At 64.7% G+C, this 25,776-nt stretch carries 26 protein-coding genes; 20 read left to right on the top strand and 6 right to left on the bottom strand.

Annotation, left to right across the window (positions count from 1 at the left end; genetic code table 11):
- Nucleotides 1-71: 71 nt before the first annotated feature.
- Both PI87_RS05005 and PI87_RS05000 read right to left on the bottom strand, forming a co-directional pair.
- On the bottom strand, nt 72-1,112 hold the full coding sequence (locus tag PI87_RS05005) for a LacI family DNA-binding transcriptional regulator (RefSeq protein ID WP_039596591.1): 1,041 nt from the start codon (nt 1,110-1,112) through the stop codon (nt 72-74).
- A gap of 102 nt (nt 1,113-1,214) precedes the next feature.
- Nucleotides 1,215-2,108, bottom strand: a complete 894-nt coding sequence (locus PI87_RS05000; protein ID WP_039596590.1) for a DMT family transporter — start codon at nt 2,106-2,108, stop codon at nt 1,215-1,217.
- Nucleotides 2,109-2,205: 97 nt separating this feature from the next.
- On the opposite strand from PI87_RS05000, the gene PI87_RS04995 reads away from it, so the two are divergent.
- A complete protein-coding gene (locus tag PI87_RS04995; RefSeq protein ID WP_039596589.1) occupies nt 2,206-3,015 on the top strand; it encodes an AraC family transcriptional regulator in 810 nt (269 codons plus the stop codon).
- A gap of 10 nt (nt 3,016-3,025) precedes the next feature.
- Here the strand turns inward: PI87_RS04995 and PI87_RS04990 are convergent, their stop codons facing one another.
- A complete protein-coding gene (locus PI87_RS04990; RefSeq protein ID WP_039596588.1) occupies nt 3,026-3,823 on the bottom strand; it encodes an SDR family NAD(P)-dependent oxidoreductase in 798 nt (265 codons plus the stop codon).
- Nucleotides 3,824-3,984: 161 nt separating this feature from the next.
- Here PI87_RS04990 and PI87_RS04985 point away from each other — a divergent pair, with 161 nt between their 5' ends.
- From PI87_RS04985 to PI87_RS04965, 5 genes are all read left to right on the top strand, one after another.
- On the top strand, nt 3,985-4,884 hold the full coding sequence (locus tag PI87_RS04985) for a LysR family transcriptional regulator (RefSeq protein ID WP_039596587.1): 900 nt from the start codon (nt 3,985-3,987) through the stop codon (nt 4,882-4,884).
- A 73-nt stretch (nt 4,885-4,957) separates the two neighbouring features.
- Nucleotides 4,958-5,749: an AraC family transcriptional regulator gene (locus tag PI87_RS28000; protein WP_052321402.1), complete on the top strand. Its 792-nt coding sequence runs from the start codon at nt 4,958-4,960 to the stop codon at nt 5,747-5,749.
- 44 nt (nt 5,750-5,793) lie between these two features.
- Nucleotides 5,794-6,111 (top strand): putative quinol monooxygenase, encoded by a 318-nt coding sequence (locus PI87_RS27995; RefSeq protein ID WP_052321401.1) that lies wholly within the window; start codon nt 5,794-5,796, stop codon nt 6,109-6,111.
- Between the two features lie 136 nt (nt 6,112-6,247).
- Nucleotides 6,248-6,742, top strand: a complete 495-nt coding sequence (locus tag PI87_RS04970; RefSeq protein WP_039596586.1) for a hypothetical protein — start codon at nt 6,248-6,250, stop codon at nt 6,740-6,742.
- A complete protein-coding gene (locus PI87_RS04965; protein WP_232313945.1) occupies nt 6,724-7,230 on the top strand; it encodes a hypothetical protein in 507 nt (168 codons plus the stop codon). The genes PI87_RS04970 and PI87_RS04965 overlap by 19 nt, the downstream gene beginning before the upstream one ends.
- Nucleotides 7,231-7,245: 15 nt before the next feature.
- On the opposite strand, the gene PI87_RS04960 is transcribed toward PI87_RS04965, so the two are convergent.
- Nucleotides 7,246-7,833 carry a TetR/AcrR family transcriptional regulator gene (locus PI87_RS04960; RefSeq protein ID WP_039596585.1) on the bottom strand — a complete coding sequence of 196 codons (588 nt, stop codon included), beginning with the start codon at nt 7,831-7,833 and terminating at the stop codon, nt 7,246-7,248.
- A 92-nt stretch (nt 7,834-7,925) separates the two neighbouring features.
- Here PI87_RS04960 and PI87_RS04955 point away from each other — a divergent pair, with 92 nt between their 5' ends.
- The 9 genes from PI87_RS04955 (at nt 7,926) to PI87_RS29820 (ending at nt 15,108) form a co-directional block, all read left to right on the top strand.
- Nucleotides 7,926-8,660, top strand: coding sequence for an SDR family oxidoreductase (locus PI87_RS04955; protein WP_039596584.1), 735 nt, complete (start codon nt 7,926-7,928; stop codon nt 8,658-8,660).
- 28 nt (nt 8,661-8,688) lie between these two features.
- The gene (locus PI87_RS04950; RefSeq protein WP_039596583.1) at nt 8,689-9,276 is read left to right on the top strand and encodes a 2-hydroxychromene-2-carboxylate isomerase; all 588 of its coding nucleotides are present in this window, start codon (nt 8,689-8,691) and stop codon (nt 9,274-9,276) included.
- A 140-nt stretch (nt 9,277-9,416) separates the two neighbouring features.
- A complete protein-coding gene (locus tag PI87_RS04945) occupies nt 9,417-9,701 on the top strand; it encodes a hypothetical protein (RefSeq protein ID WP_039596582.1) in 285 nt (94 codons plus the stop codon).
- The gene (locus PI87_RS04940) at nt 9,698-9,964 is read left to right on the top strand and encodes a hypothetical protein (RefSeq protein WP_039596581.1); all 267 of its coding nucleotides are present in this window, start codon (nt 9,698-9,700) and stop codon (nt 9,962-9,964) included. Before PI87_RS04945 ends, PI87_RS04940 begins: the two co-directional genes overlap by 4 nt.
- A gap of 2 nt (nt 9,965-9,966) precedes the next feature.
- Nucleotides 9,967-11,613 (top strand): PepSY-associated TM helix domain-containing protein, encoded by a 1,647-nt coding sequence (locus PI87_RS04935; RefSeq protein WP_039596580.1) that lies wholly within the window; start codon nt 9,967-9,969, stop codon nt 11,611-11,613.
- A 119-nt stretch (nt 11,614-11,732) separates the two neighbouring features.
- On the top strand, nt 11,733-13,928 hold the full coding sequence (locus PI87_RS04930; protein ID WP_039596579.1) for a TonB-dependent siderophore receptor: 2,196 nt from the start codon (nt 11,733-11,735) through the stop codon (nt 13,926-13,928).
- A gap of 127 nt (nt 13,929-14,055) precedes the next feature.
- On the top strand, nt 14,056-14,472 hold the full coding sequence (locus PI87_RS04925; RefSeq protein WP_039596578.1) for a MarR family winged helix-turn-helix transcriptional regulator: 417 nt from the start codon (nt 14,056-14,058) through the stop codon (nt 14,470-14,472).
- Between the two features lie 54 nt (nt 14,473-14,526).
- Nucleotides 14,527-14,919, top strand: a complete 393-nt coding sequence (locus PI87_RS04920; protein WP_039596577.1) for a tautomerase family protein — start codon at nt 14,527-14,529, stop codon at nt 14,917-14,919.
- 63 nt (nt 14,920-14,982) lie between these two features.
- Nucleotides 14,983-15,108 carry a hypothetical protein gene (locus PI87_RS29820; protein ID WP_269746639.1) on the top strand — a complete coding sequence of 42 codons (126 nt, stop codon included), beginning with the start codon at nt 14,983-14,985 and terminating at the stop codon, nt 15,106-15,108.
- Between the two features lie 5 nt (nt 15,109-15,113).
- Here the strand turns inward: PI87_RS29820 and PI87_RS04910 are convergent, their stop codons facing one another.
- Nucleotides 15,114-16,151, bottom strand: a complete 1,038-nt coding sequence (locus PI87_RS04910; protein WP_039596863.1) for a GlxA family transcriptional regulator — start codon at nt 16,149-16,151, stop codon at nt 15,114-15,116.
- 86 nt (nt 16,152-16,237) lie between these two features.
- Here PI87_RS04910 and PI87_RS04905 point away from each other — a divergent pair, with 86 nt between their 5' ends.
- From PI87_RS04905 to PI87_RS04885, 5 genes are all read left to right on the top strand, one after another.
- Nucleotides 16,238-17,380 (top strand): acyl-CoA dehydrogenase family protein, encoded by a 1,143-nt coding sequence (locus PI87_RS04905; protein WP_039596575.1) that lies wholly within the window; start codon nt 16,238-16,240, stop codon nt 17,378-17,380.
- Between the two features lie 27 nt (nt 17,381-17,407).
- The gene (locus PI87_RS04900) at nt 17,408-18,613 is read left to right on the top strand and encodes an acetyl-CoA C-acetyltransferase (protein ID WP_039596574.1); all 1,206 of its coding nucleotides are present in this window, start codon (nt 17,408-17,410) and stop codon (nt 18,611-18,613) included.
- 13 nt (nt 18,614-18,626) lie between these two features.
- Nucleotides 18,627-20,753, top strand: a complete 2,127-nt coding sequence (locus PI87_RS04895) for a 3-hydroxyacyl-CoA dehydrogenase NAD-binding domain-containing protein (RefSeq protein ID WP_039596573.1) — start codon at nt 18,627-18,629, stop codon at nt 20,751-20,753.
- Between the two features lie 29 nt (nt 20,754-20,782).
- Nucleotides 20,783-21,742: a fatty acid desaturase family protein gene (locus PI87_RS04890; RefSeq protein WP_052321399.1), complete on the top strand. Its 960-nt coding sequence runs from the start codon at nt 20,783-20,785 to the stop codon at nt 21,740-21,742.
- 226 nt (nt 21,743-21,968) lie between these two features.
- Nucleotides 21,969-24,647 carry a bifunctional diguanylate cyclase/phosphodiesterase gene (locus PI87_RS04885; protein WP_039596572.1) on the top strand — a complete coding sequence of 893 codons (2,679 nt, stop codon included), beginning with the start codon at nt 21,969-21,971 and terminating at the stop codon, nt 24,645-24,647.
- Here PI87_RS04885 and PI87_RS04880 read toward each other — a convergent pair.
- On the bottom strand, nt 24,644-25,741 hold the full coding sequence (locus PI87_RS04880; protein ID WP_039596571.1) for a diguanylate cyclase domain-containing protein: 1,098 nt from the start codon (nt 25,739-25,741) through the stop codon (nt 24,644-24,646). The two genes, PI87_RS04885 and PI87_RS04880, sit on opposite strands and share 4 nt — an antisense overlap.
- Nucleotides 25,742-25,776: the final 35 nt, after the last annotated feature.

The following is a 25,776-nucleotide window of genomic DNA, read 5'->3' as shown; positions in this document are numbered from 1 at the left end:
ACTGCTGCGTCGGGTTGATATCGAAATGTCGAAAGCCTGAGGGATACGCCAACGCGGCTTACCCCAACACTTCAGCGCATTGGCGGGCAAGTCGACTCACGAATCACCAGTTCGTACTGCAGATTCTCGTGCACCGAATGCGGCTTCAGCCCGGGCAAATGCGGGCGGTGGATGGCAATCAATTGTTCGACCGCAGCATGCGCCATCGCCTGAATCGGCTGGCGCACGGTGGTGAGCGCCGGCCAGAGCTGGCGCGAGAGCGGCGTATCGTCGTAGCCGCAAATGGAAAGCTCTTCCGGCACCTTGATGCCGCGCGCCTGCGCCACGCGCAGTACACCGGCAGCCATATCGTCGTTACCAGCAAAGATGGCGGTCGGACGCGGCTCGCATGACAGCAGCCGCTCGGCGCAGGCCACGCCGGATTCAAACGAGTGCTCACCCTGCTCCACCAGTCGCTCATCGATGGCGATACCCGCTTGTGCCATCGCGTCGCGGTAGCCGAACACGCGCTGATATGCCGCGCCGTGATCCGGGTCGCAGACCACAAAGCCGATGCGGCGGTGCCCCAGGCCGATCAGGTGCAGCGTCATATCCCGTGCAGCGGCACGGTCTTCGGTGTTGACGGACAAACCTTTGTGCTGGCGATCGGCAGGCGCCAACCGCACGTAGTCAACACCGGCCTCGTCCAGTGCATGCACCAACGAGGCCACATCCGACACCGGTGGCGTCAGGATCAGCCCAGCCAGCGCGCGCTGGCGCACGCTCTGGATGATCTGCTCGGCGAGGTTCGGATCGCGGTAGTTGCAAGGCGTGAGCAGCAGACTGTAGTCGAGCGCCTGGCAAGCTTCGAGCGCGCCATGCTGGATGTTGACGATGTAGTTGTCGGAGGGGTTGTCGTAGACCAGCGCGATGATGTCGGCGCGCTTGCTGGCCAACCGCCGCGCGGCGGGGTTGGGCCGATAGTCGAGCGTCTGCATCGCCTCGACCACCTTGGCGCGCGTCTTCTCGCTGATGTTGGGCTCGTGGTTCAACACGCGCGAGACGGTCTTGATGGACACGCCCGCATGCGCGGCAACATCATCGACGGTGACGGCTCCTGCGTTGCGCTTCATGGTCTGGCGAGTGTGGTTCTGGAACACGGAACGGGCGCAATCACGCGCCCGTCAATGTGTTCGATTTTACCGCCAACCCCCACGCCTCGCGGCCGAAAAAAACTAACGGGCGCTCAATCCCGAGCGACCCATCGGCAGGCGGACTATGCCCTGCGCCAGACTCACACCCAGCAGCACAAGCCCGCCACCGACCCAGTGGTAGCCGTGCACGGTCTCGCCCAGCATGACCGCCGCCATGGCCGCCGTAAAGACAGGCATCAGGTTCATCAGTACCGCCGTCCGCTCGCTGCCGATGCGCTTCAAACCCAGCATCCACAAGTACGACGCGGCAATCGACGAAGCAATGCCCGCAAACACCACGAGCCCGATGCCCTGACGCGGAATCGCCAGACTCTGCGCGGTGAATGCCAACGGCACCAGAAACACCACCGCGATCAGCACCTGCACATACAGGTTGAGCCATTGCCCGAACGGCAACGCCCAGCGTCGATACAGGATGTTGTACAGCGCGTATGAGGTCGCGCCAATGAGGATCAGCACGTCGCCGCGGTTGACGCCACCGTCGAGGAACGTGGCCGGATGCCCCCGGCCAAGCAGATACAGCACGCCCAGCAGCGACACCACCACGCCCGTCACCGCCTGCACCCCCACCGGCTGGCGGAACACCACCAGGTTGATGATGAGCCCCAGCATCGGTATCAACGCGCCGATCACGCCCATGTTGGTGGCGCTGGTGCTATGCGCGGCGTAGTACGCCAGGCACTGGTACATCACCATGCCCAGCAAGGCGAGCACAGCAAAGCGCGGCAGTTGCGCCGCTACCTCCGCGCGCTGACGCCACAGTGGCCGCACGCAGAACGGCGTGAGCACGCACGCCGCCAGCAGCCAGCGATAGAGCGAGATAGCCGCCGGGTCCAGAACACCGGCCGCGGCCTTTGAAACGATGGTGTTGGCGGCCCAAATCAACACCGCCAGCAGGGGATACAGCACAGGCACTGCGGCCTCCGTTGTCACACGATGGCCGAAGTGTAGTGATGTCTGGTTCGGAACATATAATGCAAATCAGACAATCTGACGTATCAAAGGCGACAACATGTACACCGCCTCTGCCTACCGTGAAGCCGATCTGCGCGTGCCCAAAGGCGTGCCGTTCTACTTCCGCTACGACCACTTCGAGCCCGAGACCGCCATCGAGCCGCATACCCACCCGTGGGGCCAGCTCTGCCGCATCAGCCTGGGCCTGATGGAGGCGACCGTGGACACACACAAGCTGACGGCGCCGGCGGAATACCTGATCTGGGTGCCGGCCAACGTGCCGCATTCCGCGTCGATCCGGCAAGCGACGGATTTCATCTCGGTGTACGTGGCCGAATCACTGGCCGAACGCCTGCCCGCCAAGGGCTGCCTGATTGCGCAAACGCCGCTGGTGCGCGCGCTGTTTGAAGACTTTGCCTCACGCCGCGTGTCGGTTATGCAAGACGCATGGGACTTGCGCCAGTTCGAGCTGATGCTCGAACTGCTCACCCGCGCCGAGCACACTGACAGCTATCTGCCCGACAGCCATGACCGCCAGCTCGAGCCCATCCTCCAGGCCATTCGGCTGGACCCCGCTGACAACACCACGCTGAGAGCCTGGGCAGAGCGCGTGCACAGCACCGAGCGCACGCTCGCTCGCCGCTTTCAAACCGAACTCGGCATGAGCTTCGTGCAATGGCGCAACCGCGTGCGTCTGCTGCGGGCGCTGGTGTGGCTCAAGGAAGATTGCTCGGTGCAGGACATTGCGTTAGCGCTCGGCTACGGAACGCCCTCGGCTTTCATTGCGATGTTCCGCAAGCAGGTTGGGTTCTCGCCGGAGCGCTATCGACGGCAGATGTGCGGCGAGACCGAGCGCCCCGCCGCATAGGTCACCCGATTCAAGCAACCGAATAGCCACCATCCGCCACCAGCGCGTGGCCTGACACAAAGCTCGCATCGTCCGAGGCGAGGAAGGCCACGATCGTCGCCATCTCCTGCGCGCTACCGACGCGGCCCGCCGGCGTGGTCGCGGCAAAGTCATACATGGCTTCAGCCGACGGCCAGATACCACGATGATGGAACGGCGTCTCAATCAGCCCCGGTGCCAGCGCGTTGACGCGGATGCCACGGCGGAACCATTCGATCGACGCGGTCTTCGTCATGCCGATCACCGCGTGCTTGGTGCCGATATACAGGCCCGCGTTCTCAAAGCCGATCACGCCACCCATCGATGCGTTGTTGATGATGCTGCCCGAGCCTTGGCGGAGCATCACCTCGGCTTCGTACTTCATCGAATGGAAGACACCGCGCACGTTGGGGTCGAACACCTTGTCGTAGGTGGCGTTGGTCTGCTCGGTGAGCGGTGCGAACACGCCCTCAGTGCCCGCGTTGTTGAAGGCGATATCCAGGCGCCCATACGTGCTGACGGTGAAGTCGACCATTTTGCGGATGTCGTCTTCCTGCGTGACGTCCGCTTCAATGGCGGCCGCTTCGCCGCCTTGTGCGCGAATCGTCTGCACCAGCGCGTCGAGTTCTGCCTTGCGCCGTGCGGCCACGACCACCTTGGCGCCGCGCTTGGCCAGTTCAATGGCCGAGGCGTGCCCGATGCCCGAGCTGGCGCCCGTGACGAGGGCGACCTTGTCCTTGAGTTGTGTGGATTGCGTGGACTGCGTGTTGGTTTGGGTTGCTGCGTTCATTGCCGGCTCCTTGCCGTGAGTTCTGATGATCTGGCGTCCGCTGAATCGTCCAATCCGTCGGCGCTGCCAGGCTTGGAGCCAAGTATGGGTAGGCTGAGTCAGCAAATAAATGGAATAATCCGGCAAACAAAATTCCCATTTCTGGAATTCAAGGGGTTGCCATGCAAGACCGGCTTGAACTGCTGCGCATCTTCACGGCGGCTGCCAGTGCGACCACGTTTCGAGAAGCGGCTGCGCGGCTTGGCGTGTCGCCGCAAGCAGTCACGCGTGCGGTGCGCGAGTTGGAAGACACGCTGGGCGAGACGCTCTTCCACCGCAACACGCGCAGCGTGCAGATCACGCGCTACGGGCAGGACTTCGCCGCGCAGGCACAGACCGCTTTGCAGACCGTCGATGGCCTGTTTGATGCATCGTCAGCCAAGGCGGCGGAAGCGGGTGGCATCGTGCGTGTCACGGCGCCTTCGCACGTGGGGCGCACCTATGTCATGCCCGTGCTGACAGCGCTGATGCAGCAGCACCCCGGCCTTGTCGCAGACCTTCGCCTGTCAGACACCCCATCCGCTGTCGTCGATGAGCAGATCGACGTGGGGGTGCGCGTCGGCTTCATCGGAGACAACCGCTTCGTAGCGCGCTCGATCGGCAGCGTGCCGTTGTGGGTAGTGGCCGCGCCCGCGCTGCTCGACCGCGTGGGCGAGCCCAAGACGCCCGACGCACTGCTGGCGCTGCCCGTCACCACACTCATCAACCGCACCGATGGGCGCGCCTGGCCGTGGGCCTTCCGTGGTGACACCCAACTCCAGCCGCACCGCACCGCCTTCGTGACCGATGACCCGGAGACCGAAGTGCAAGCGGCCTGCGCGGGCCTCGGCTTCACGCAGACCTCGGAGTACCTGCTGCGCCCGCACGTCGAACGCGGTGACCTGGTGCGTGTGCTGCGGCGGTTCGAGCCCCTATCGTGGACGCTCCACGTCTACCGCCCGCAGCGTGGGCCGGTACCAACGCGGGTGCGGGTGGTGTTCGATGCGCTGACCACGCACCTGAAGACGCTCTGCCGATCGTGAAAGCGGGCAGCAGTAGCCGCCCCACTGCACAATGACGTTTCGACCGCCCAGAGGAAAGCCCGTGCAAACACAGATGGCGCGACCACATCCGGCCCTACGCCCTTACATCGACCGCTACTGGAGCTGGGAAGCCGCGCCGGGCGAGCGCATCGCGCTGCCACGACTCCTGCCCGGCACCGGCGCTGAAGTGTTCCTGCATCACCGCCAGCCGTTTCACAGCGAGAGCGGCGCCGCACTACCCTCGGCCCACATGCTGTGCGTACGCCTGCAGCCGTATGCGCTGGCATCCACCAATGGCATCGGCTTCACGGCGATCCGGATTCGCGCAGGCCGATGGGGCGCGTTGGTGCGCGAGTCCATCGGCCAGTTGCTCGACACGCAGGCACCGATCGATGTGCTGTGGGGCCGTGAAGCGCTCGATTGGCACGAACAGGTGGCACAGGCCGCGGATTTCTCACAGCGCGTCGCGTTGATCGATGCGTTCCTGCTGACACGGCTGGCGCCCGCGCACACCGACGCCCACGTGACGGCAGCGGTTGCCGCCCTCTACGCCGCGCCGCACGCCACCTCTATCGATGCGCTGGCCGCGCAGTTACACCTCGGCCGGCGGCAACTGGAGCGCCGCTTCCTGGCGGTCGAAGGATTGCCGCCCGTCGCATTCCGGCGGCTGGTACGGTTCCAGCACACCGTGCGCGCCTTGCATCTGCAACCGCAGTTGCCGCTGCTCGACACCGCACTCGCGCATGGCTACTACGACCAGCCGCAGTTCAACCGGGAGTTTCGATCGCTCACCGGGCAATCGCCGTTGCGCTATCGGCAAGACGCGCAATTGAAGACGCATTTCTACAAGACCTCGCTCGCCTGACCAGGAAAGATGGCAGTTCCATCTTCCTGGTGATGAGGTGAAGCATGTATCTGCTGATCGTTCGACTGCAGGCGCGGCCCGACGCCGTTGATGCGCTCTGCCGGCAGCTCTCAACGTTGGTCGCATTGGCGCGCGAGGAGCCTTGCACGCTGGCGTATTCCTTCTATCGCGCGCATGACGAGCCGGGTGGTTTTCTCTTGCACGAGGTGTACCGGGACCGGGCTGCGTGGGAGGCGCACATGGCCTCCGAACCCGTGCGACGCGCGCTGGCGACGTTCGATGCGCTGCTGGTCGCCCCCCCGGCCGTCACCAGTGGAGACCTAGTGGAAGCCCATGGATTAACGCTGGGCTTAACAGTATAGGTGACCCGCGCCAACTGAAAACAATTGTGGGAATCCGCGCCACATAACGGTTTCCGGGCGGTGACATCCCTTAGAATCAAGCGCGTTGCAGATTTGGAAGCCCCCCATGCGCACACCTTGGTTCACATCCGCACGGATGCTGGGCTGTGCCCTTGCCCTGAGCGCCCCCGTACTTAGCGGCTGCAGTTCGTTCATGTCGGAAGGTACGACGGCCGTGGCCGGCGTTGGTGGCGCGGCCCTCGCCGCCAAGGTGACCGACAACGCGGCAGTGGCCACCGGCATCGGCCTGGGCGTGCAAGCAGGCGCCCGCGCGGCGCTACAGCACAGCCAGCGCGTCGTGCATACCGAAACGCAAGACCAGATTGCTCAGGTTGCGGGCGCGCTGTCCGACAACGTCGTCGGCAACTGGCAGATCAAACACCGCATTCCCCTTGAGCCTGACGAGCGCGGGCGCGTTGTCGTCACCCGTTCGATCAACGGACCGCTCGTCAGCTGCAAGGAAATTCTCTTCACCGTGGACGGCGAAGCCACGCAGGTCGACTTCTTCATCGCGTCGATCTGCAACGACGGCAAACAGTGGAGATGGGCAACCGCCGAGCCGGCAACCGCGCGATGGGGTTCGCTGCAATGAGGGCGTTGCGCTGGCTTGTGCTGGGCTGCGCTGGCCTTGTTGCCGGATGTTCGTCGGTCGGGCCGCTAACCGGCGCGGCGGCAGGTGTGGCCAGCGGCGCGGTCACGGCCAATCCGGCAGTGGCGTATGGCGTGGCTGTCACAGTCAACGCGGCCACCGATGCGTCGATCAAGTACGCCACGCGCAAGTGGGCGGCCAGCGAGCAGGATGCCCTGGCCACCGCCGTTGGCCGGCTCAGCGACGGCACACCTTCGCTCAACTGGTCTCTGGAACGCCTGATGGGCATGACCAAGGCGAACGGCAAGGTGGTGCTTGTGCGCACCTTCACCACACCGCTGGCAACCTGCCGCGAGGCGATCCTCACCGTGCAGAACGGCGACGCGCCCAAGACCGCACCCGGCTACACCATCTACGCCTGCCAGAACGGCAACGCCTGGCAATGGGCCAATGCGGAACCCGCTGTGCCGCGCTGGGGCAATCTGCAGTAGCGCGGACGCTGACGCCTAAGCCTTGGCGGCCAAGCGCATCACCGCGTCCTGCAGAAACCGCTTGCTCGCTTCGATGATGATCCGCTGCATGGCCTCGTCCGGCATGGCCCGGGCGATGTGGATGGCGCCAACCAACTGCGCGATCATCGCCCACGCGGCATCGTCCGCTGTTTCGTCATTCCCCAGACGCTGCGCAAGCACCGCGTGGCCCTTGCACATCTCTTCCTGATACAGCGCGCGCACGGAGACGTCTGCGCGCGCGATCTCGGCGGCCAGGCCGGGCACCGCACAGCCCGCCTCGGGATGCTTCACGTGGGCGAGGTTCAGGTAGCGGTCCAGCTCAAAGCGCAGCCAGTCTTCGGCCGTGTCGTGCGGGTTGCCCGCCCACATCTCGCGGCTGGCGGCCAACTCGGCCTCGATCAGCGCCTTGAGCCAATCTGATTTGGAACCAAAGTGGCTGTAGAACGCGCCGCTGGTCATGCCGGCGGCCTGCGCGAGCGCATCCACGCCCGTTGCGGCAAAGCCGGTCACCTTGACCTTACGAGCGGTTGCCTTGAGCAGCTCCTTGCGCTTTTCCTCTTTGTGACCTGGCTGGTATCGCATCCTGACCTCACACTTCCCATCGCTTGACACTATGCAACCAGTATCATAACGTTCGTTACGGTAACGATCGTTATTTTATAGACGAGGTGGATATGGAGACAAGCAACAAGCAGGCGGCTCTCGTCATCGGTGCGGGAGACGCCACGGGCGGTGCCATCGCCAAGCGCTTTGCGCGCGAGGGCCTGGTCGCCTGCGTCACACGCCGCTCAGCCGACAAGCTGCAGCCGCTGGTCGAGGCGATCCGCGCGGAAGGCGGCCAGGCGCTCGGCTTCGCGTCAGACGCGCGCAAGGAGGAAGACGTCATCAAGCTCGTGGACGACATCGAGCGCGACGTCGGCCCCATCGAGGTGATGGTCTTCAACATCGGCGCCAACGTGCCGAGCAGCATCCTGGAAGAGACCGCCCGCAAGTACTTCAAGATCTGGGAGATGGCGTGCTTCTCCGGATTCCTGGCCGGGCGCGAGGTGGCCAAGCGCATGGTCACGCGTGGGCGCGGCACGATTCTCTTCACTGGTGCAACGGCGGGGATGCGCGGATCGGCCAACTTTGCGGCATTTGCGGGCGCCAAGCATGCGCTGCGGGCACTGGCGCAAAGCATGGCGCGCGAGCTGGGCCCCAAGGGGATCCACGTGGCGCATGTGGTGGTCGACGGTGCGATCGACACGGAATTCATCCGCGAGAACTTTCCCGAGCGCTACGCCCTGAAAGACCAGGACGGCATCCTCAACCCCCAGCACATCGCCGAGAACTACTGGTACCTGCACACGCAACCGCGCGATGCCTGGACGCATGAACTGGATCTGCGTCCGTGGATCGAGCGCTGGTAAGACCATCACAACACCAGGAGACACACGCATGAAGCAGGTTGAATTCTTCTTTGATGTGGGCAGTCCGTACAGCTACCTCGCGTATCACCAGTTGCCGAAGATCGCGCAAGCCAAGGGCGCGGAGATCATCTGGCGGCCGATGTTGCTGGGCGGCGTGTTTCAGGCCACGGGCAACAGCAGCCCGGCCACCATTCTGGCCAAAGGTCACCACTCCAACATCGATCTGGAGCGCTGGGCAAAGTCCTTTGGCGTGCCGATCCAGCAGAACCCACACTTCCCCATCAACACGCTGCAACTGATGCGCGGTGCCGTGGGCATGCAGTTGCGCAGCGAGGCCGAGTTCCACCGCTACCTCGCCACCATCTTCAGCGCGATGTTCGAGCACCCGCGCAACCTGGGTGACCTGAAAGAGCTGGCCGCCGTGCTGGAGGCCGCTGGCATCTCCCCTGCGCTGATGATGGAGCTGGTGCAGGACGACCACGTCAAGCAGACGCTGCGCAAAACCACGGAAGAGGCCGTGGCGCGCGGCGTGTTCGGCGCACCCACGTTCTTTGTCGGCAATGACATGTTCTGGGGGCAGGACCGTCTGCATTTTGTCGAGCAGGCGCTGTCCTGACACCCACATGCGCCGGCAATGGTGTGCCGGCGCATCTCCCCCCCCCCTTTCTTCCTACCTTACGACGCGACCCGGCATCGGCTTGCCTCATTCAATGCGAATCATTATCATTTGCGTTATTGATTCCATTGACCTCTGTCATGCACGGTGTTGCCCTTCTGCTCGGGTTGCTGGCCGCAGGCTGCCTGTACGCGGCCTCGCCTAACCAAGCGCTGCTGGCGCCAGGCTCGATTGCGCGTGGCCGTGTGCTGTGCGCTGCCGCGCTGGTGATGGCGGCGATTGCCATCGTGCTGTGGAACGACGTGCTTGGCTGGGCCGGCGCAACCATCGGCGTGTTGCTGGTGGTGGCAGGTGGCCTCTCGCTGTGGCCGATGGCGGGCGCATGGATGCAGCAACGTCGTCAAGCCGCGGAGGCACGGTCATGAACGGCATGGGCACCAAATGGCTGGCCGGTGCGGTGCTCGGCCTGCCGTTGTCGATTGCGCTGTGCACGCTGGCGATCCTGTGGCTGCCGGGCGGCTGGGAGAGCGGCCTGATTGGCGCGCTGCTCGTCTGCCTGCCGCTGTGGGCTGTCTTCATCAGCGTGAGCGTGCTGTTTTCGACCAGCGTCCATGCGTGGATCGTGTTCGGCACGGCCAACCTCCTGTCCTTTGGCGTGCTCTGGCTGCCGCGCCTGCTGCATCTCTGATCATGAAATCCGCCACCCTCCGCCTGTATCAGACGCTGCATACGTGGGTCGGCCTGATGGCTGGCTGGGCACTATTCATCGCGTTCTTTGCCGGCGCGCTCACGGTGTTCCATGAAGAGTTGCACGCGTGGCAGAACCCGCTACGGGCCGAACATGCAGCCGTTGCCACCACGCCGGCCGATGTCGACCACTTCGTAAACACGCTGGTGCGCACGCACCCGGCTGCGGCCGCCAGCGCCTACGTCATCCTCCCCAACGAGGGTGAGCCCGAGTTCGCTGCCTACTGGCAAGACAAGGTGGGCGAATGGCAAACGACCACCGGCAGCAAGCTCACCGCCGGCAAGACTGCACCGAAAGACCTGTCGCTCGAACCCTCCAAGGGGGAACTGGCCAACTTCCTGAACCGGCTGCACTACTCGCTGGGGCTGGAAGATGTGGGCATGTACTTCATGGGGGCGATCTCGGTGCTGTATGGCGTGGCGCTCATCTCCGGCGTGCTGCTGCACCTGCCGCGCCTGAAGAAGGACCTGCTGGCCGTACGCCCCGGACGCAACCTCAAGCGCTTCTGGATGGACGTGCACAACGTGCTCGGCCTGTTCAGCCTGCCGTTCCACCTGATCTTTGCGATGACCGCGCCGGTGCTGTGCCTGAGCGTGATGCTGATGACGGTGTTCAACAGCGTGGCGCTCAACGGCAAGCTGTTTGATGCCGTGCCGCGCGTCACCACGGCGGCCGGTACGGTGGTGGCGGCCAACCGCTCGGCATCGATGTTGTCGGCCGAGGAACTGCTGGCCCGCGCACGTGAAACCGCCGGCCCCAACTTCACCGTCAAGTCGATCCACTACCAGCACATCGGCGATGCCAACGCCGTGGCAGAAGTGCGCGGCAGCAGCACGCGCGCGGTGGGCGACTACGGCTCCGTCGCCATTCATGCCGCCGCCGGCCAGTCCAACAGCGGCCAGCTCGTCAGCAACCAGACGCCCGGTGCACGTGACACCAACCACGGCATCTTCAGCCTCGTCTACGGCCTGCACTTCGGCACCTATGGCGACATCGTCCTGCGCCTGGCATACCTGGTGATGGGCATTGCCGGTGCCTTTGTCTTCTACTCGGGCAACCTGCTGTGGATCGAATCGCGCCGCAAGCAGCGCAAGATCGATCAGCCGCGTGTGCATCAACTACTGGCGCGCGCCACGGTGGGCGTATGCATCGGTTGTTGCGTGGGCGTGATGGCGATGTTCCCGGCGGCACTGCTGTGGCCGGAACGCTCAACGGGCGTGACGTACTACACGGTGTTCTTCGCGGCGATTGCGTGGGCACTGGTACGGCCGCCTGCGCGCGGTGCCGTTGAACTGCTGAGCGCCGCTGCCATTGCGGCGGTGCTTGTGCCCATCACCAATGCCATCGTGACTGGCGACCACCTGCTGCGCACGATCGCGCGCGGCGAATGGAACGTGGCCGGCTTCGACCTTGGCGCACTGGTGCTTGCGTGCGGCTTTGTCGCCCTCGCACATGCCACGCTGCGCCGGGCGCGCCACGGTGCGCCTGATTCTGTCTGGGCCATGCCGGCACGCAAGACCGACACCAGAAACACCCCTGCCGCACGCGCCGGCAACGGCCTGCATCCGAGCGTGGCCAAAGAGCCTTAACGCCCCAAACCAGCAGCACAAAACCACAACCACACGCACGTTCCCGCGCCTGCCGTTCAACGGCATGCGTGGGCACGCACACGTTTTTTCGATGACAACGCTGTCCAGGGGAGCATCACATGTCAGCCGCAGTTTCTCGCCGATCCACCCTTCGCCGCCGCACGCGGGCCGCACGTTTGCGCGTCACGCCGCTGACGCGACAACTCGCGTGGATGCTCGCCGCCATGAGTGCGGGCGCACCCGCCTGGGCGCAGCAGACCTCGACCCAGGTCGACCTGCCAGCCACACAGGTCTGGGCCGGCAAAGCGGCTGCGTATGGGGCCAAGCAGGCGAGCACCGGCGCGCTGGGTGACAAGCCCCTGCTCGACACGCCGTTCTCCATCAACGTCGTCACGCAGGAGCTGATCCAGAACCGCCAGGCGCAGACGATTGGCGAGGTGTTCAAGGGTGACCCGTCCGTGACCGCCAACAACGATGGCTACATTGGCGAGGCATCGAACATCACCATCCGCGGCCTGCAGCTCGACTTGCTGGAGGGCTACAAGATCGACGGCATGGCCGTGCCGAACTGGGGCAGCGATGTGCCGCTGGAGCACTTCGAGCGCGTGGAACTGCTCAAAGGTCTGTCGGGTTTCATGTACGGCTTCGGCACGCCGGGTGGCATTGCCAACTTCGTCACCAAACGCCCCACCAACACCTTTGGCGGCAGCGCCACGTTCGGCTTTGCCAGCGGCGGCACGCTCAAGGAATCGATCGACCTGGGCGGTCGTTTTGGCCCCACCAAGGCACTGGGTGCGCGGCTTGGCGTCGTGCATGAAGAAGGCGACACCTTTGTCGACGGCGGCCATATCAAGCGAGACTCCGCGTCGCTCGCGCTCGATGCGCGCATCACGCCGGATCTGCAGTGGTCGTTTGATGGCCTCTATATGCAGCGCAACGTGCAGGGCGCGTACTACGGCATCATCCCCGGGCAGGACTTTGGCGTGCCGGTGACCGAGTTTGTGCGCACGCCGCGCGCCATCGACGGCAGCCAGCGCGTGGCCTCGCGCGGTTCGTACTATGAGACCGAGATCAAGTCCGTTGGCACCGAGCTGAACTGGGCTGCCACACCCGACTGGAACGTGCGCGCGTCGTACCGCTACACGCAGCAGAACCGCGGCAACGCCGACAGCGCCATCCAGCTGACCGACAACGCTGGCACCTTCAGTGAGCTGCAGTACGGCTCGTACCAGCGCTATGCATACAGCCAAGCGCAGGTGATGGCCAACGGCAAGGTCCACACCGGCTCGATCGAGCACGAGCTGGTGTTCGGCACGTCGTGGCAGAGTCTGACGCAGGCGACCACCGGCTTCGCGTCCACCTTCCTTGGCACGGGCAATCTGTACAACCCGTCGGCCTTCGTGTCGTCGGGAGCGCAGTTGATGCAGGTGCCGTCGTCCGAGGGGATGTACCGCACATCGAAGATCAACCAGACCTCGGTCTTCGCCAGTGACACGGTCAAGTTCAACGAACAGTGGTCGGTGCTTGGTGGCCTGCGCTACACGCGCTTCAGTCAGACCGGCTACACGCCGACCGGCAGCATCTCGGCCAAGTACGACCGCGAACCGATCACGCCCACGGTGGCGCTGATGTTCAAACCCGTGCAGCCGATGACGCTGTATGCGAGCTATGTGGAATCGCTCGAAGCCGGTGCCAGCGCGCCCATCACGGCGGCCAATGCGGGCACCGTGTTCGGCCCGCTCAAAAGCAAGCAGTACGAGATCGGTGCCAAGGCCGAGATACATGACTGGACCCTGGGCGCGGCCCTGTTCCAGGTGCAGCGGGGCCTCGCTTACCTGCGCCCCGACAACATCTACACGCAAGACGGCATGACGCGTTATCGCGGCCTGGAGCTGAGCGCACGCGGCAAGCTGGCGCGTGACTGGACGGTGCTGGGCGGGGTGTTGTTCATGAACTCCGAGAACACGGAATCCGATGTGTCCGTGCTGGGAAAACGTGCCTACGGGTCGCCGCGGTTCAAGGCAACGGCGTATGTGGAATATGCGGTGCCGGCCATGCCGGGGCTGGTGCTCTCGGCGGGTGGCCAGTACGTCGGCAACTCGGCGCTGGAGGCCAACAACAGCAATATCGTGCCGGGATATCACACGTTTGATGTGGGGGCGCGGTATTCCACCAAGGTGGGCGGTAAGCCTGTGACGTTGCGGTTCAATGTCGACAACCTGACGAATGAGAAGTATTGGTTGCCGAGTTGGGGGTTCATTCTTGCGCAGGGGGCGCCGCGGACTTTCCGGGCGAGTGCGACTGTTTATTTCTGAGTTTTCTTGCGCTGGTGGTTTGCCTCCCTTTCGTGCCCGGCAGGGTACGAAACAGGGATGGACCACCAACAACAAAACCAAAAACAAGTTGCATATCTAACTAACAACACCTACCATGCAACTCACCATGTTCGACCACTGCCTCTACTTCAACACCTCAGCACTAGCCCGCAAGCTCGAACGCGTCTGGGCAGATGCCTTCGCGCCCTTCGACCTGACGCCCCCACAAGGCTTCATGTTGAGAGCGATCGTCGACCGTCCCGGTATGCTGCAAAGCGAGCTATCGGAAGCGATGTCCGTCACGCGCCCCACGGCAACGCGTGCGCTGGATGGCCTGGAAGCCAAGGGCCTGATCGAGCGCCGCAAGACAGAAGCCGACGGCCGCGAGACCGCGATCTTCCCGACGCCCGAGGCCATGAAGATCGGCGCGGCGTTGAATGATGCAAGTGGCGCAGTCACCGCCCGCCTCAAGCGCGTGCTGGGCAGCACAGAGTTCACCGACACGGTGTCGAAAATCCGAGGTGTGCGCTCGACCCTGACCTGAGCGCATTTTTTCTGGCTCTTATAGTTGCATTGCTAACCAATAAAGGAAGCTATCATGCCGATCCTCAACGTCAAAGTCAGTGCCCAGCGTTCTGCGGAAATGACGCAGAAGATTTCCACCACGCTGCTGGAACTCACCTCCCGCATCCTTGGCAAGGACCCGAAGGTCACAGCCATCGTCATCGACTACGTCGACCCGGCGGACTGGATCGTCGGCGGGCAAACGCTGGCCGCGCAAGGCAAGAGCAGCGTCTATTTCGACATCAAGGTGACGGACGAAACCAACACCAAGGCGGAAAAGGCGCAGTACATCGCCGAGGCGTTCGAGGCTTTTGCAGCGTTGCTCGGCAACCTGCACGAAGAGTCCTATATCTATGTACAGGACGTCCGCGCTGCAGCGTACGGCTATGGCGGCAAGACCCAGGAGTATCGCTTCCAGCACGCGTGATGCGCACAATGTGCCGGCAGCGCCACTCCACCCACATAACAATCAGGTGTGATCATGAACCGCATGAGTGCTTTTTTCGCGGCCAGTTGGCTGGCCGCTGCGTTGCTGTATTTCGGCCAACATTCATTGGCGTTGACCGCGTTGGCGGGTGTTGTACTGCTCGCCGGTTACGACCTGTTCCGCCCGTGATGCACTCAACTGCTGCTACCACGCTGCTGCGCCCGATAGCGCAACGGGCTGCAGCCGTGGCCTGCGGCAAACGCGCGGCTCAGCGCACTGACGCTGCCAAAACCACATTCATCCGCAATGTGATCCAACGGCTGCCTGCCCGTGCGCAATAGGAAAGCCGCTAGTTCCAGCCTTAACGCCGCCACATAGCGCCGCAGGTTGCTGCCGGTAGCAGCAGCAAAACGGCGTGTCAGGGTCCGCTCACTCATCGCCGCCTGGGCGGCCAGCACCGCCAACGCTGGCGGTGCTGCCAACTCCCGCTCCACGATCTCCTGAATCGCCAGCACGGCCGCATCGCCGTGGCGCTTGAACTGCGCCGTCCACACCGCCATGTGCTCGTAAGACGGCAGCGACTGCGTGAGCGCCGTGCGCAGCAGACGCCGTGATGCGCCCGCACCTCGGCAGTGGTCGATCACGTAGGCACAGGCATCCACGGCCGGGTTGATCCCGCTGACGGTGATGAGGCGGCCATCCACCACGAGTGGCTTGTCCGGCGTGTACTGCACGTCGGGAAAGTGTCGGGCGAACCAGGCGCGCTCACTCGCCAGTCCTGTCGCGCGGCGACCATCGAGCAAACCCGCCTTGGCAAACAGCGGTGCCGCATTCAGGCCCACCAGCAGCGCACCGGCGTCGTACTGCGTGCGCAGCCAATCGGCAAATAGCGCCTCCGCCCCTTCCAGCATGACCTGCGGCGCGAACTGGCCGGGCACGATCACCACGTCATGCGGGCCGGCCGTTTGCAGCACACCATTCGCCGGCACGGCCATGTCGGCAAAGCTGATCGCCGGTTGCCCATCGGCCGACAGTAGATCGATCTCGAACAGACGGCTGCCCATCACGTCCACGCTGCGCGCCTGCATGGTGCCAGCCACCAGCAACATCTCCTGCGTGAGGAACACGTAGCCTGCGAACAGACGCGGCGGCAGCAGGATGGCGATGCGGGCGCGCGCTGGGCGCTCAAGCCGGCGCGGGCGTTTGGAGGTCGTTTTCGGCTGGCGCTTCATATCAAGAACGTGGCGATCCAGATCAACCGGAATTGTGCTGGTCTTGCTGAAATACGGCAACCATCCGCCCCTCAACCGGAGCCGTCATGATTGCCCGTACGCTGTTCGACGCTGAACACGACACCTTCCGCGAATCCGTTCGCCGCTTTATCGACGCAGAAGTCCTGCCCCACCACGAACGCTGGGAAGACCAGGGCTACGTCGACCGCACCGTCTGGGAGCAGGCAGCCGCCGCGGGCTACCACTGCGCGAGCATGCCCGAGGCGTACGGCGGTGCCGGTGCCGACATCCGCTACAGCACCGTGCTGATCGAAGAGATTGCCCGCGCGGGTGCCACCGGCCTCGGCTTTGGCCTGCACTCGGAAATCGTCGCGCCCTACCTGCTGCACTACGGCAGCGAAGCGTTGAAGCAGCACTACCTGCCCAAGCTCGCCAGCGCAGAGATGATCGGTGCGATTGCCATGACCGAGCCCAGCGCCGGCTCCGACCTGCAGGGCGTGCGCACCACCGCGACACGTAGCAGCGATGGCGACTACTACGTGCTCAACGGCTCGAAAATCTTCATCACCAACGGTTGGCATGCCGATGTGGTGATCGTCGTGGCGCGCACCACGCCGGAAGGCGGCGCCAAGGGCACGAGCCTGCTGGTGGTGGACACCACCATGGACGGCTTCAGCAAGGGCAAGCGCCTGAAGAAAGTCGGCATGAAGGCACAGGACACCGCCGAGCTGTTCTTCGACAACGTGCGCGTGCCCACCTCCAATCTGCTCGGCGAAGAACATCGCGGCTTCGCGTACCTGATGCAGGAGTTGCCATGGGAGCGCCTGCAAATCGCCATCAGTGCCATCGCCTCGGCCGAAGGCGCGCTCGACTGGACGCTGCGCTATGTGCGCGAGCGCCAGGCCTTCGGCAAGTCCATCCTCGACTTCCAGACCGCGCGCCACGCGCTGGCCGAGTTGAAAACAGAAGTGCAGATCGGCCGCGTGTTTGTGGACCAATGCATTGCATTGAAGCTGGCCGGCAAGCTCGATGCGGCCACCGCATCCATGGCCAAGTACTGGACCACCGACCTGCAGTTCAAAGTCATGGACCGCTGCGTGCAACTGCACGGCGGCTACGGCTACATGTGGGAATACCCCATCGCCCGCGCGTGGGCCGATTCGCGCGTGCAGCAGATCTACGGCGGCACCAACGAGATCATGAAAGAACTGATCGCCCGCACCCTCTAACGCGTACGACACCCAGGACTGAACGCTATGGAAGCCTATATCTATGACGCCGTGCGCACGCCGCGCGGCAAGGGAAAAAAGGATGGCAGCCTGCACGGCGTGACGCCGCTGCGCCTGGCCGAAACCGCGCTGCGTGCGATCCGTGACCGCAACCAGCTCGACACCTCGCTCGTCGATGACGTGGTGCTCGGCTGCGTCGAACCCGTGGGCGAACAAGGCGCCTGCATCGGCCGCGTGGCGGTGCTCGCTGCTGGCTATGCGGAGACGACCGCCGGCGTACAGATCAACCGCTTCTGCGCCTCAGGCTTGGAGGCGTGCAACATGGCCGCCGCGCAGGTGATGTCCGGGCAGAGCGACTTCGCCATTGGCGGCGGTGTGGAGAGCATGTCGCGTGTGCCGATGGGCGCCAGCGGCGGCGCCTGGCCGGTCGACCCGGCCATCGCCATTCCGTCGTACTTCGTACCGCAGGGCGTGTCGGCCGACACCATCGCCACCAAGTGGGGTTACAGCCGCCATGACGTCGATGCCTACGCCGCCGAGAGCCACCGCCGCGCACATGCCGCCGCCACCGCAGGCAGGTTCACAGGCTCCATCGTGCCGGTGCGCGACCAGAACGGCCTGACCATCCTCGACCGCGACGAGACGATCCGCCCGCAGACCACGGTGGACACGCTCGCGCAGCTCAAACCGTCGTTTGCCGAACTCGGCGAGCAATACGGCTTTGACGCCGTGATCCGCCAGCGCTATCCGGAGCTGGAACGCATCGAACACGTGCACCACGCCGGCAACAGCTCGGGCATCGTCGATGGCGCGGCCGCAGTGCTCATCGGCAGCCGCGAGGCCGGCCAGCGCGCGGGCCTCAAGCCGCGCGCGCGCATCCGCAGCTTTGCGAGCATCGGCTCCGAACCGTCGATCATGCTGACGGGTCCCTCTTACGCCGCCGAGAAGGCGCTCAAACGTGCGGGCATGCGCGCGTCCGACATCGATCTATACGAACTCAACGAAGCCTTTGCCTCCGTGGTGCTGCGCTTCATGGAGGTCATGGCCGTGCCGCACGACCGCATCAACGTGAACGGCGGCGCCATCGCGATGGGGCATCCGCTGGGCGCAACCGGCGCCATGATCCTCGGCACGCTGCTCGACGAACTGGAACGCCGCGGCGCCAGCACGGGCCTGGCCACACTGTGCGTGGGTGCGGGCATGGGTACCGCCACCATCATCGAACGCATCTGAACGGAGAGCCGACATGATCGACATCACCCTCGACAACGACGGCATCGCCACGCTCACGTGGAACCAGCCGGGCCGCGCACAGAACGTGCTCAACGGCGAGACCTGCGCCGCCTTCTTCACCGCCATCGATCAAGTGGTTGCGGACGCCAGCGTCAAAGGCATCCTCGTCACCTCCGCCAAGCCGGATTTCATTGCCGGTGGAGACCTGGAATGGCTGCAGGCCAGTGACGATGCGGCCACGCTGTTCACACGCACGTGTGAGCTGCACCGTGCGCTGCGCAAGCTGGAGACCTGCGGCAAACCCGTGGCGGCGGCGCTGCCTGGCTCCACGCTGGGGGGCGGGTTGGAGATTGCGCTGGCATGCCACTACCGCGTGGCCGCAGACAATGCGCGCGCACGCTTCGGCCTGCCGGAAGTCACGCTGGGCTTGCTACCGGGCGGTGGCGGCACGCAGCGCCTGCCGCGCCTGATTGGCGTGCAGAAGGCACTGCCGATGCTGCTCGAAGGCAAGCGCATCAAGGCCGCCGACGCACTCAAGCTCGGCATCGTCGATGCGGTGGTCAATGCCGGTGAGGAAGCCGACGCCGCGCGTGCGTGGCTGTTGGGCGAAGGCCAAACCCGCGCGCAACAACCGTGGGATGTCAAGGGCTACAAGGTGCCCGGCGGCGGCATCTCAAGCCCTGCCGTGCAGCAGATCTTCACAGCGGCCAACGCCATGCTGCGTCAGAAGACATACGGCAACTACCCGGCGGCGGCCAGCATCCTGTCGTGCGTGTACGAAGGGCTCATCACCGATCTCGACACGGGCCTGAAGACCGAGGCGCGCTACTTCGTGCAGGCTGTGCTGTCGCCTGAGGCGCGCGCGATGATCCGTACCCTCTTCTTCAGCATGAATGCAGCCAACAAACTGGCCGCGCGTCCCGCCGATGTGCCGGTGCGCCGCTACGCGAAGGTGGGTGTGCTGGGCGCGGGCATGATGGGCGCCGGCATTGCGTACGTCACCGCCAAGGCTGGGCTGCAGGTCGTGCTGCTCGACAGCACACAGGAAGCCGCCGAGCGCGGCAAGGACTATTCGCGCAAGCTGGTCGAGAAACAGGTACAGCGCGGCCGCCTGCATGCCGAACAGGCGGAGGCGCTGCTCGCGCGTATCAAGCCCACCACGCGCTATGCGGATCTGGACGGCGCCGAACTCGTCATCGAAGCCGTGTTCGAGCAGCGCGACATCAAGGCCGATGTCACGCGCCAGGCAGAGGCCGTGCTGTCGCCCGATGCGGTGTTTGCCTCCAACACTTCCACGCTGCCGATCACCGGGTTGGCGGAGGCCAGCAGCCGACCGGGCAACTTCATCGGCCTGCACTTCTTCTCGCCGGTCGACAAGATGCCGCTGGTGGAGGTGATCGTCGGGCGGCAGACCACGCAGACCACACTGGCGCAAGCGCTCGACTACGTGCGCGCCATCGGCATGACGCCCATCGTCGTCAATGACAGCCGGGGCTTCTATACGAGCCGCGTGTTCTCGACCTACGTGCTTGAAGGGCTGGCCATGCTGGCCGAGGGCGTGGCACCCGCACTCATCGAGAATGCCGGGGTGCAGGCCGGCATGCCGGTCGGCCCGCTGGCGCTCATCGACGAGGTATCGAGCGAGCTGATCCACAAGGTCAACCAGCAGACCCGCGCGGACCTGGGCATCGCTTACATCGAGCGCCCGGGTGAAGCCGTGGCCGAGCGCATGGTGGCGCTGGGCCGTATCGGCCGCAAGGCGGGCCAGGGCTTCTACGACTATCCCGAGGGCGGCAAGAAGGCGCTGTGGCCAGGGTTGGCCACGGCGTATCCCAAAGCCGCCACGCAGCCCGATGTGCAAACCCTCGTCGATCGCCTCATCACCGTGCAAGCCGTGGAAACCGCGCGCTGCCTGGACGAACGCGTGGTGACGGACCCGCGCGATGCTGATGTCGGTGCGCTGCTCGGCTGGGGCTTCCCGGCGTTCCGGGGCGGGCCGGTATCGCACATCCAGCGCGTGGGCGTGGGTGCGTTCGTTGCGCTGTGCGATCGGCTGGCTGCCGAACATGGCCGCCGCTTTACGCCGCCCGCACTGTTGCGCGACATGGCAGCGCGGCAGGCTGCGTTCTACGAACGCTGATCGACATCAACAAGTACGGGGGCCGCACGATGTCCGTCCTGCACGTCATCGACAAGACCGAGCTGAAGGCGCTGACCACGCCGTCAGACTGGCGCGCATGGTGGGTCACGGCGGTCAACTTTGCGTTGATTGCCGCAGCGTTTGCGCTGCCCGCCGTGTGGCCGCATCCGCTTGCGTGGGGTGTGGCGTCTGCCGTGCTGGCAGGGCGGGCACTGGGGCTGGGCATCCTCACGCATGACACGGCGCATCTGGCGTTCTTCCGCTCACGGCGCATGAACGAATGGGCTGGCACGTGGCTGTTCGGCGGCCTGCCCAACGTGCCGTACCAGGCGTATCGCAAGGGCCATCTGGAACATCACCGCACTGCCGGCACCGCCAACGACCCCGACCTCGCCTTCGTGCACGGCTACCCCGCCACGCGGGCGAGCCTCGCACGCAAGCTCCTGCGCGACATGTCGGGCATCAACGGCGTGAAGAACCTCGTCTATCAGGTGCAGACCTTTCATTGGAAAACCACCGCGCCGTTCCTTGTCTCGCACGGCGTGCTGTTCGGCTCGCTGTGGGCGCTGGGCGTGCCGCAGGTGTACGCCTGCTGGTGGATCGGCATGGTGTTCGTGTTTCCGCTGCTGGTGCGCGTGCGGGTGATGAGCGAGCACGGCGGCGTGCCCGACCACCTCTCACGCGACCCACGTGAGAACACCGGCACCACGCTGGCCGGGCCGCTCGGGCGGCTGCTCATCGGCCCGAACCGGGTGAACTTTCACGTTGAACACCACCTGGCCGCAAGCGTGCCGTCTTACCGGCTGCCCGCGCTGCACCAGTTGCTGACGCAGCGCGGCTACTACGTGCACGCCCGCTGCATCGCACCGTCATACTGGGCTGTCATTCGCAGGTGCACGGCGGCACCTACCTCAGACAAGGTAGACGCCGTGTCCGCGGCCAACCTCCCCCGCGCCCGAGCGCGCGGCATGCTCGACAACATGCGCTGACCCCACGTGCGCTGAGCGTTGCGCCTGCACACCAGCCCCCAAGGCAAGCATGTGCTGGCAAACGATTGCGGTTCCTCCGTCTCCCTCCTACCGTTTGGCTTAAGACACATGTGATCTGCTCCGATATAGAGTGGGTGTACATGGAGTTGCCGAGCCCCGGGCCGCAACACGTCCCCACAGACGACTGGCCCCGGAAACAAATGGATAAGCACACCCTGGAGTGGGGATGGCCGCGGCGCAATCGAAGGCTTCAGATGACACGACGTCGGAGCGGTGGTGGCGGCCCAGTAGATCAACTGGGCTGCGCGGGCTGCTGTCGCCGCTCAACCTTGGGGTGGTGGCATGCCTGATCTTCATCTGGTGGTTCACGTTCCACCAGCTCACGAAAGAGCACGACCGCCTGATCCGCGACGCCGAGGCGCGCACCGAAGTTGAAGCGCAGGCCTTTGGCGAATACTCGCTCGGCAGCACGCGGCGCGTGTCGGAGTTCCTGCTCGACCTGCGCGCCAGCTGGCTGGCCGGCCGCGAGGTGTTCGAGCAGGTCATCCACGAGCGGCAGGAAGTCGTGCGCGACCTGACCTTCCAGGTGGCCGTGATCGACGCAAACGGCATGCTGCTCTACTCCAGCATCGGTCCCGTCACGGACCGCGTTGACCTGAGCCAGCGCGAGCACTTTCGCGTGCACAAGGAATCGGGCGGACGCGACACGCTGTTCATCAGCGACCCGGTCCAGGGCAAGGTCTCGAAAAAGTGGTCGATCCAGTTCACGCGGCCCATCCTCAAGGCTGGGCGCTTTGCAGGCGTGGTGGTGGTGTCCGTCAGCCCGGAACAGTTTGCGGGCTTTGCCAACACGCTCACCGTCGGCAAGGACGGCGTGGCCACCATCATCAAAGACTCGGGCCTGATCATCGCCCGGGTGCCCAACCCGACCGTCGGCATCGAGAAGCCGCCGCGCAAACGCCAGTTCAACCAGCCGGGCTCCCCGGAAACGGGCAGCTACCGCGTGGTCTCGGGCACGGACGGCGTGGAGCGCATCATCGGCTATCACCATGTGCCCGAGATCGGGCTCTACTTCCTGGTCGGTGAGTCGGTGGCATCGGTGCTGGAGCCGTTCGAGACATATCGGCACACGGCCGTGGTCGGGGGCTTTGCCTCGACCTTGCTGATCGGCCTGCTGTATCTCACGCTGCGTCGGCAGATGGCGGAACGCAAGCGGCACCTGGAAGAGATGCGCATGGCCTCGCTCGTCTATGCGTCGAGCAGCGAAGCGATGATGGTGACGACGCTCGATGGCGAGGTCGTCGACGTGAACCCGGCCTTTACCGTCACGACGGGCTATGGCGCGCGGGAGTTCAAAGGCCAGTCCAGTGACACCATCCGCTCCGAATGCAACGAGGACACGGTCGTCAATGCCATGCGCACCGCCGTTGCCGACAAGGGCACATGGAGCGGTGAATACCTGATCCGCCGCAAGGACGGCAGCGAGTTCCCCGCCTTGCTTACCATCGACACCTATGCAGGCAGCACGCTGGGCGGGCCGCGCCGCGTTGCGCTCTTCCATGACATGACCGAGAAGAAGCGTGCGGAAGAGGTCATCTGGCGGCAGGCCAACTTCGACACGCTCACCGAGCTGCCCAACCGGCACATGTTCTACGACCGCCTGCGCCAGGAGATCGCACGGGCCCGCCAGTCGCACACGCAACTGGCGCTGCTGTTCATCGATCTGGACCGCTTCAAGGAGGTGAACGACACGCTTGGCCACGACCAGGGCGATGTCCTGCTCAAAGAGATCGCGCGCCGCATCTCGGCCATCGTGCGCGGCACCGACACGGTGGCGCGGCTGGCCGGTGACGAGTTCACCATCATCCTGCCGGACCTGCCCGATGCCGCCACCGCCACCCCCATCATCCGCGCCCTGCTGACACGCATTGCCTCACCGCTGCGGCTGGGCGAGGAAAGCGTGGAGGTATCGGCCAGCATCGGGTTGGCGCTGTACCCGCGCGATGCGGACAGCGCGGAATCGTTGCTGGTGCGCGCTGACCAAGCCATGTTCGCGGCCAAGAGCGCGGGGCGGAATCAATGGGCCGTCTTCACCCCGGCGCTGCAGCGCGCGGAACAGGAGCGGTTGCGCATCACGAGTGACCTGCGCGTGGCGCTGGAGCAAGGTCAGCTTGCCGTGCACTACCAGCCCATTGTCGACATGCACACCGGCAAGGTTCGCAAGGCGGAGGCATTGATCCGCTGGACGCACCCGATGCGCGGCGAGATTGATCCGGCCGATTTCATTCCGGTGGCCGAAGACAGTGGGCTGATCGTCGAGATCGGCAAGTGGGTCCTGAATCAGGCATTGGACCAGCTCACGCACTGGCACGCCACGCTCGACAGCACGCTGCAGGTGTCGGTTAACAAGTCACCGGTGGAGTTTCGCGCCCACCAGTCGACGGCCGAATCCTGGCCCAAGGTCGTGGAGCGTCGGGCAATCCCGCCGCACGGTCTCGTGGTCGAGATTACGGAAGGCTCATTGATGGAAGACAACGCAGAAGTGGTCGAGCACCTGCACGATTTCCGGCGCGCCGGCATCGACATTGCGCTGGACGATTTCGGCACCGGATATTCGTCGCTGTCGTACCTCAAGCGCTTCGACATTGACTACATCAAGATCGACCAGTCGTTTGTGCGCAGCCTGGCACACGACCCGAAAGACATCGCGCTGTGCAGCGCCATCGTGAGCATGGCGCACGCACTGCGCATCAAGGTCATTGCCGAAGGCATTGAGACCGAAGAGCAGAAGGCAATCCTCGTTGCCGCCGGATGCGACTACGGGCAGGGCCACCTCTTCTGCCCGCCGGTGCCGCCGGCAGCGTTTGAAGCCTTCGTGGTCGAACGGCAGCTCGCAGAAACCTAGACGCCCCGGCCCGCGCCGGCCCCGACCACCGAGCGATTCTTGCCTTCGTGCTTGGCCTGGTAGAGCGCCAGATCTGCGGCTTCGATCAGCGTGGTGGTCGGCACATCGTGCACTGGGCTGACCACCGCACCGCCCACGCTAGCGGTCACGTACCCGCCCGTGGACGAATGCGCGTGCGGCACCTGCAGCGTCTCGATGGCGCTGCGGATTTTCTCGGCCAGCACCTTCAACCCCTCGGGGCTGGTGCCGGGCAGGACCACGGCAAACTCTTCGCCGCCAAAGCGCGCAGCCAGATCACCGGGGCGGCCCAGGCACGCTTCCACCGTACTGCCAATGCGCTTGAGCACCTCGTCACCCGCAACGTGGCCGTAGTTGTCGTTGTAGAGCTTGAAGTTGTCGACGTCGATCATCAGGAACGACAGCGTCGTGCCCTCGCGCGCGCCGCGCCGCCATTCCGCGCTCAAGTATTCGTCGAGGTAGCGGCGGTTGGCCAGGCCCGTCAGGCCGTCGGAGTTGGTCAGGCGGCGCAGCTCCAGATTGGCTTCCAGCAACTGCTGCTGCGACTGGCGCAGCGCGCGGTAGGCCTCGTCGCGCTGCAGCAGGTTCACATACGAGCGCGAGTGGTAGCGAATGCGCGCAAGCAGCTCGATGCGGTCCGGCAGCTTGACCAGGTAGTCATTGGCACCCGCGGCAAACGCGGCACTCTTGATGACCGGCTCTTCCTTGGTGGACAGCACGATGATGGGCACGTCACGCAGCACCGGGTTGGCGCGGTAGTCGCGCACCAGCGTCAGGCCATCGGTGCCCGGCATCACCAGGTCCTGCAGGATGACGGTGGGGCGTGTCTGGATGGCGGCGATCATCGCCTCGTCCGAGCGCGCGCAGTAATGGAAGTCAATGCGGTCTTCACCGGCCAGCGCCTGGCGCACGGCCTCGGCCACGATGGCCTGGTCGTCCACCAGCAGCACCATCACCGGTACGTCGGCGGCGGCCGGCGTACGCAGCAGGGCGCGCGCCGCGTCCAGCGCGGCTTCCGCAGCCCGTGTGGGCTTGTCGTCAGGGCTATCAGGGCTGTCGTGTGGTTGGTTGGTCATGTGATGCTCCCCGTTTTTTGGTTATGTGTTGTCGA

It is taken from the genome of Ralstonia sp. A12, from assembly GCF_000801955.1.
In the GTDB taxonomy this organism is placed as follows: domain Bacteria; phylum Pseudomonadota; class Gammaproteobacteria; order Burkholderiales; family Burkholderiaceae; genus Ralstonia.
This window is presented reverse-complemented; position numbering and strand designations above follow the sequence as displayed.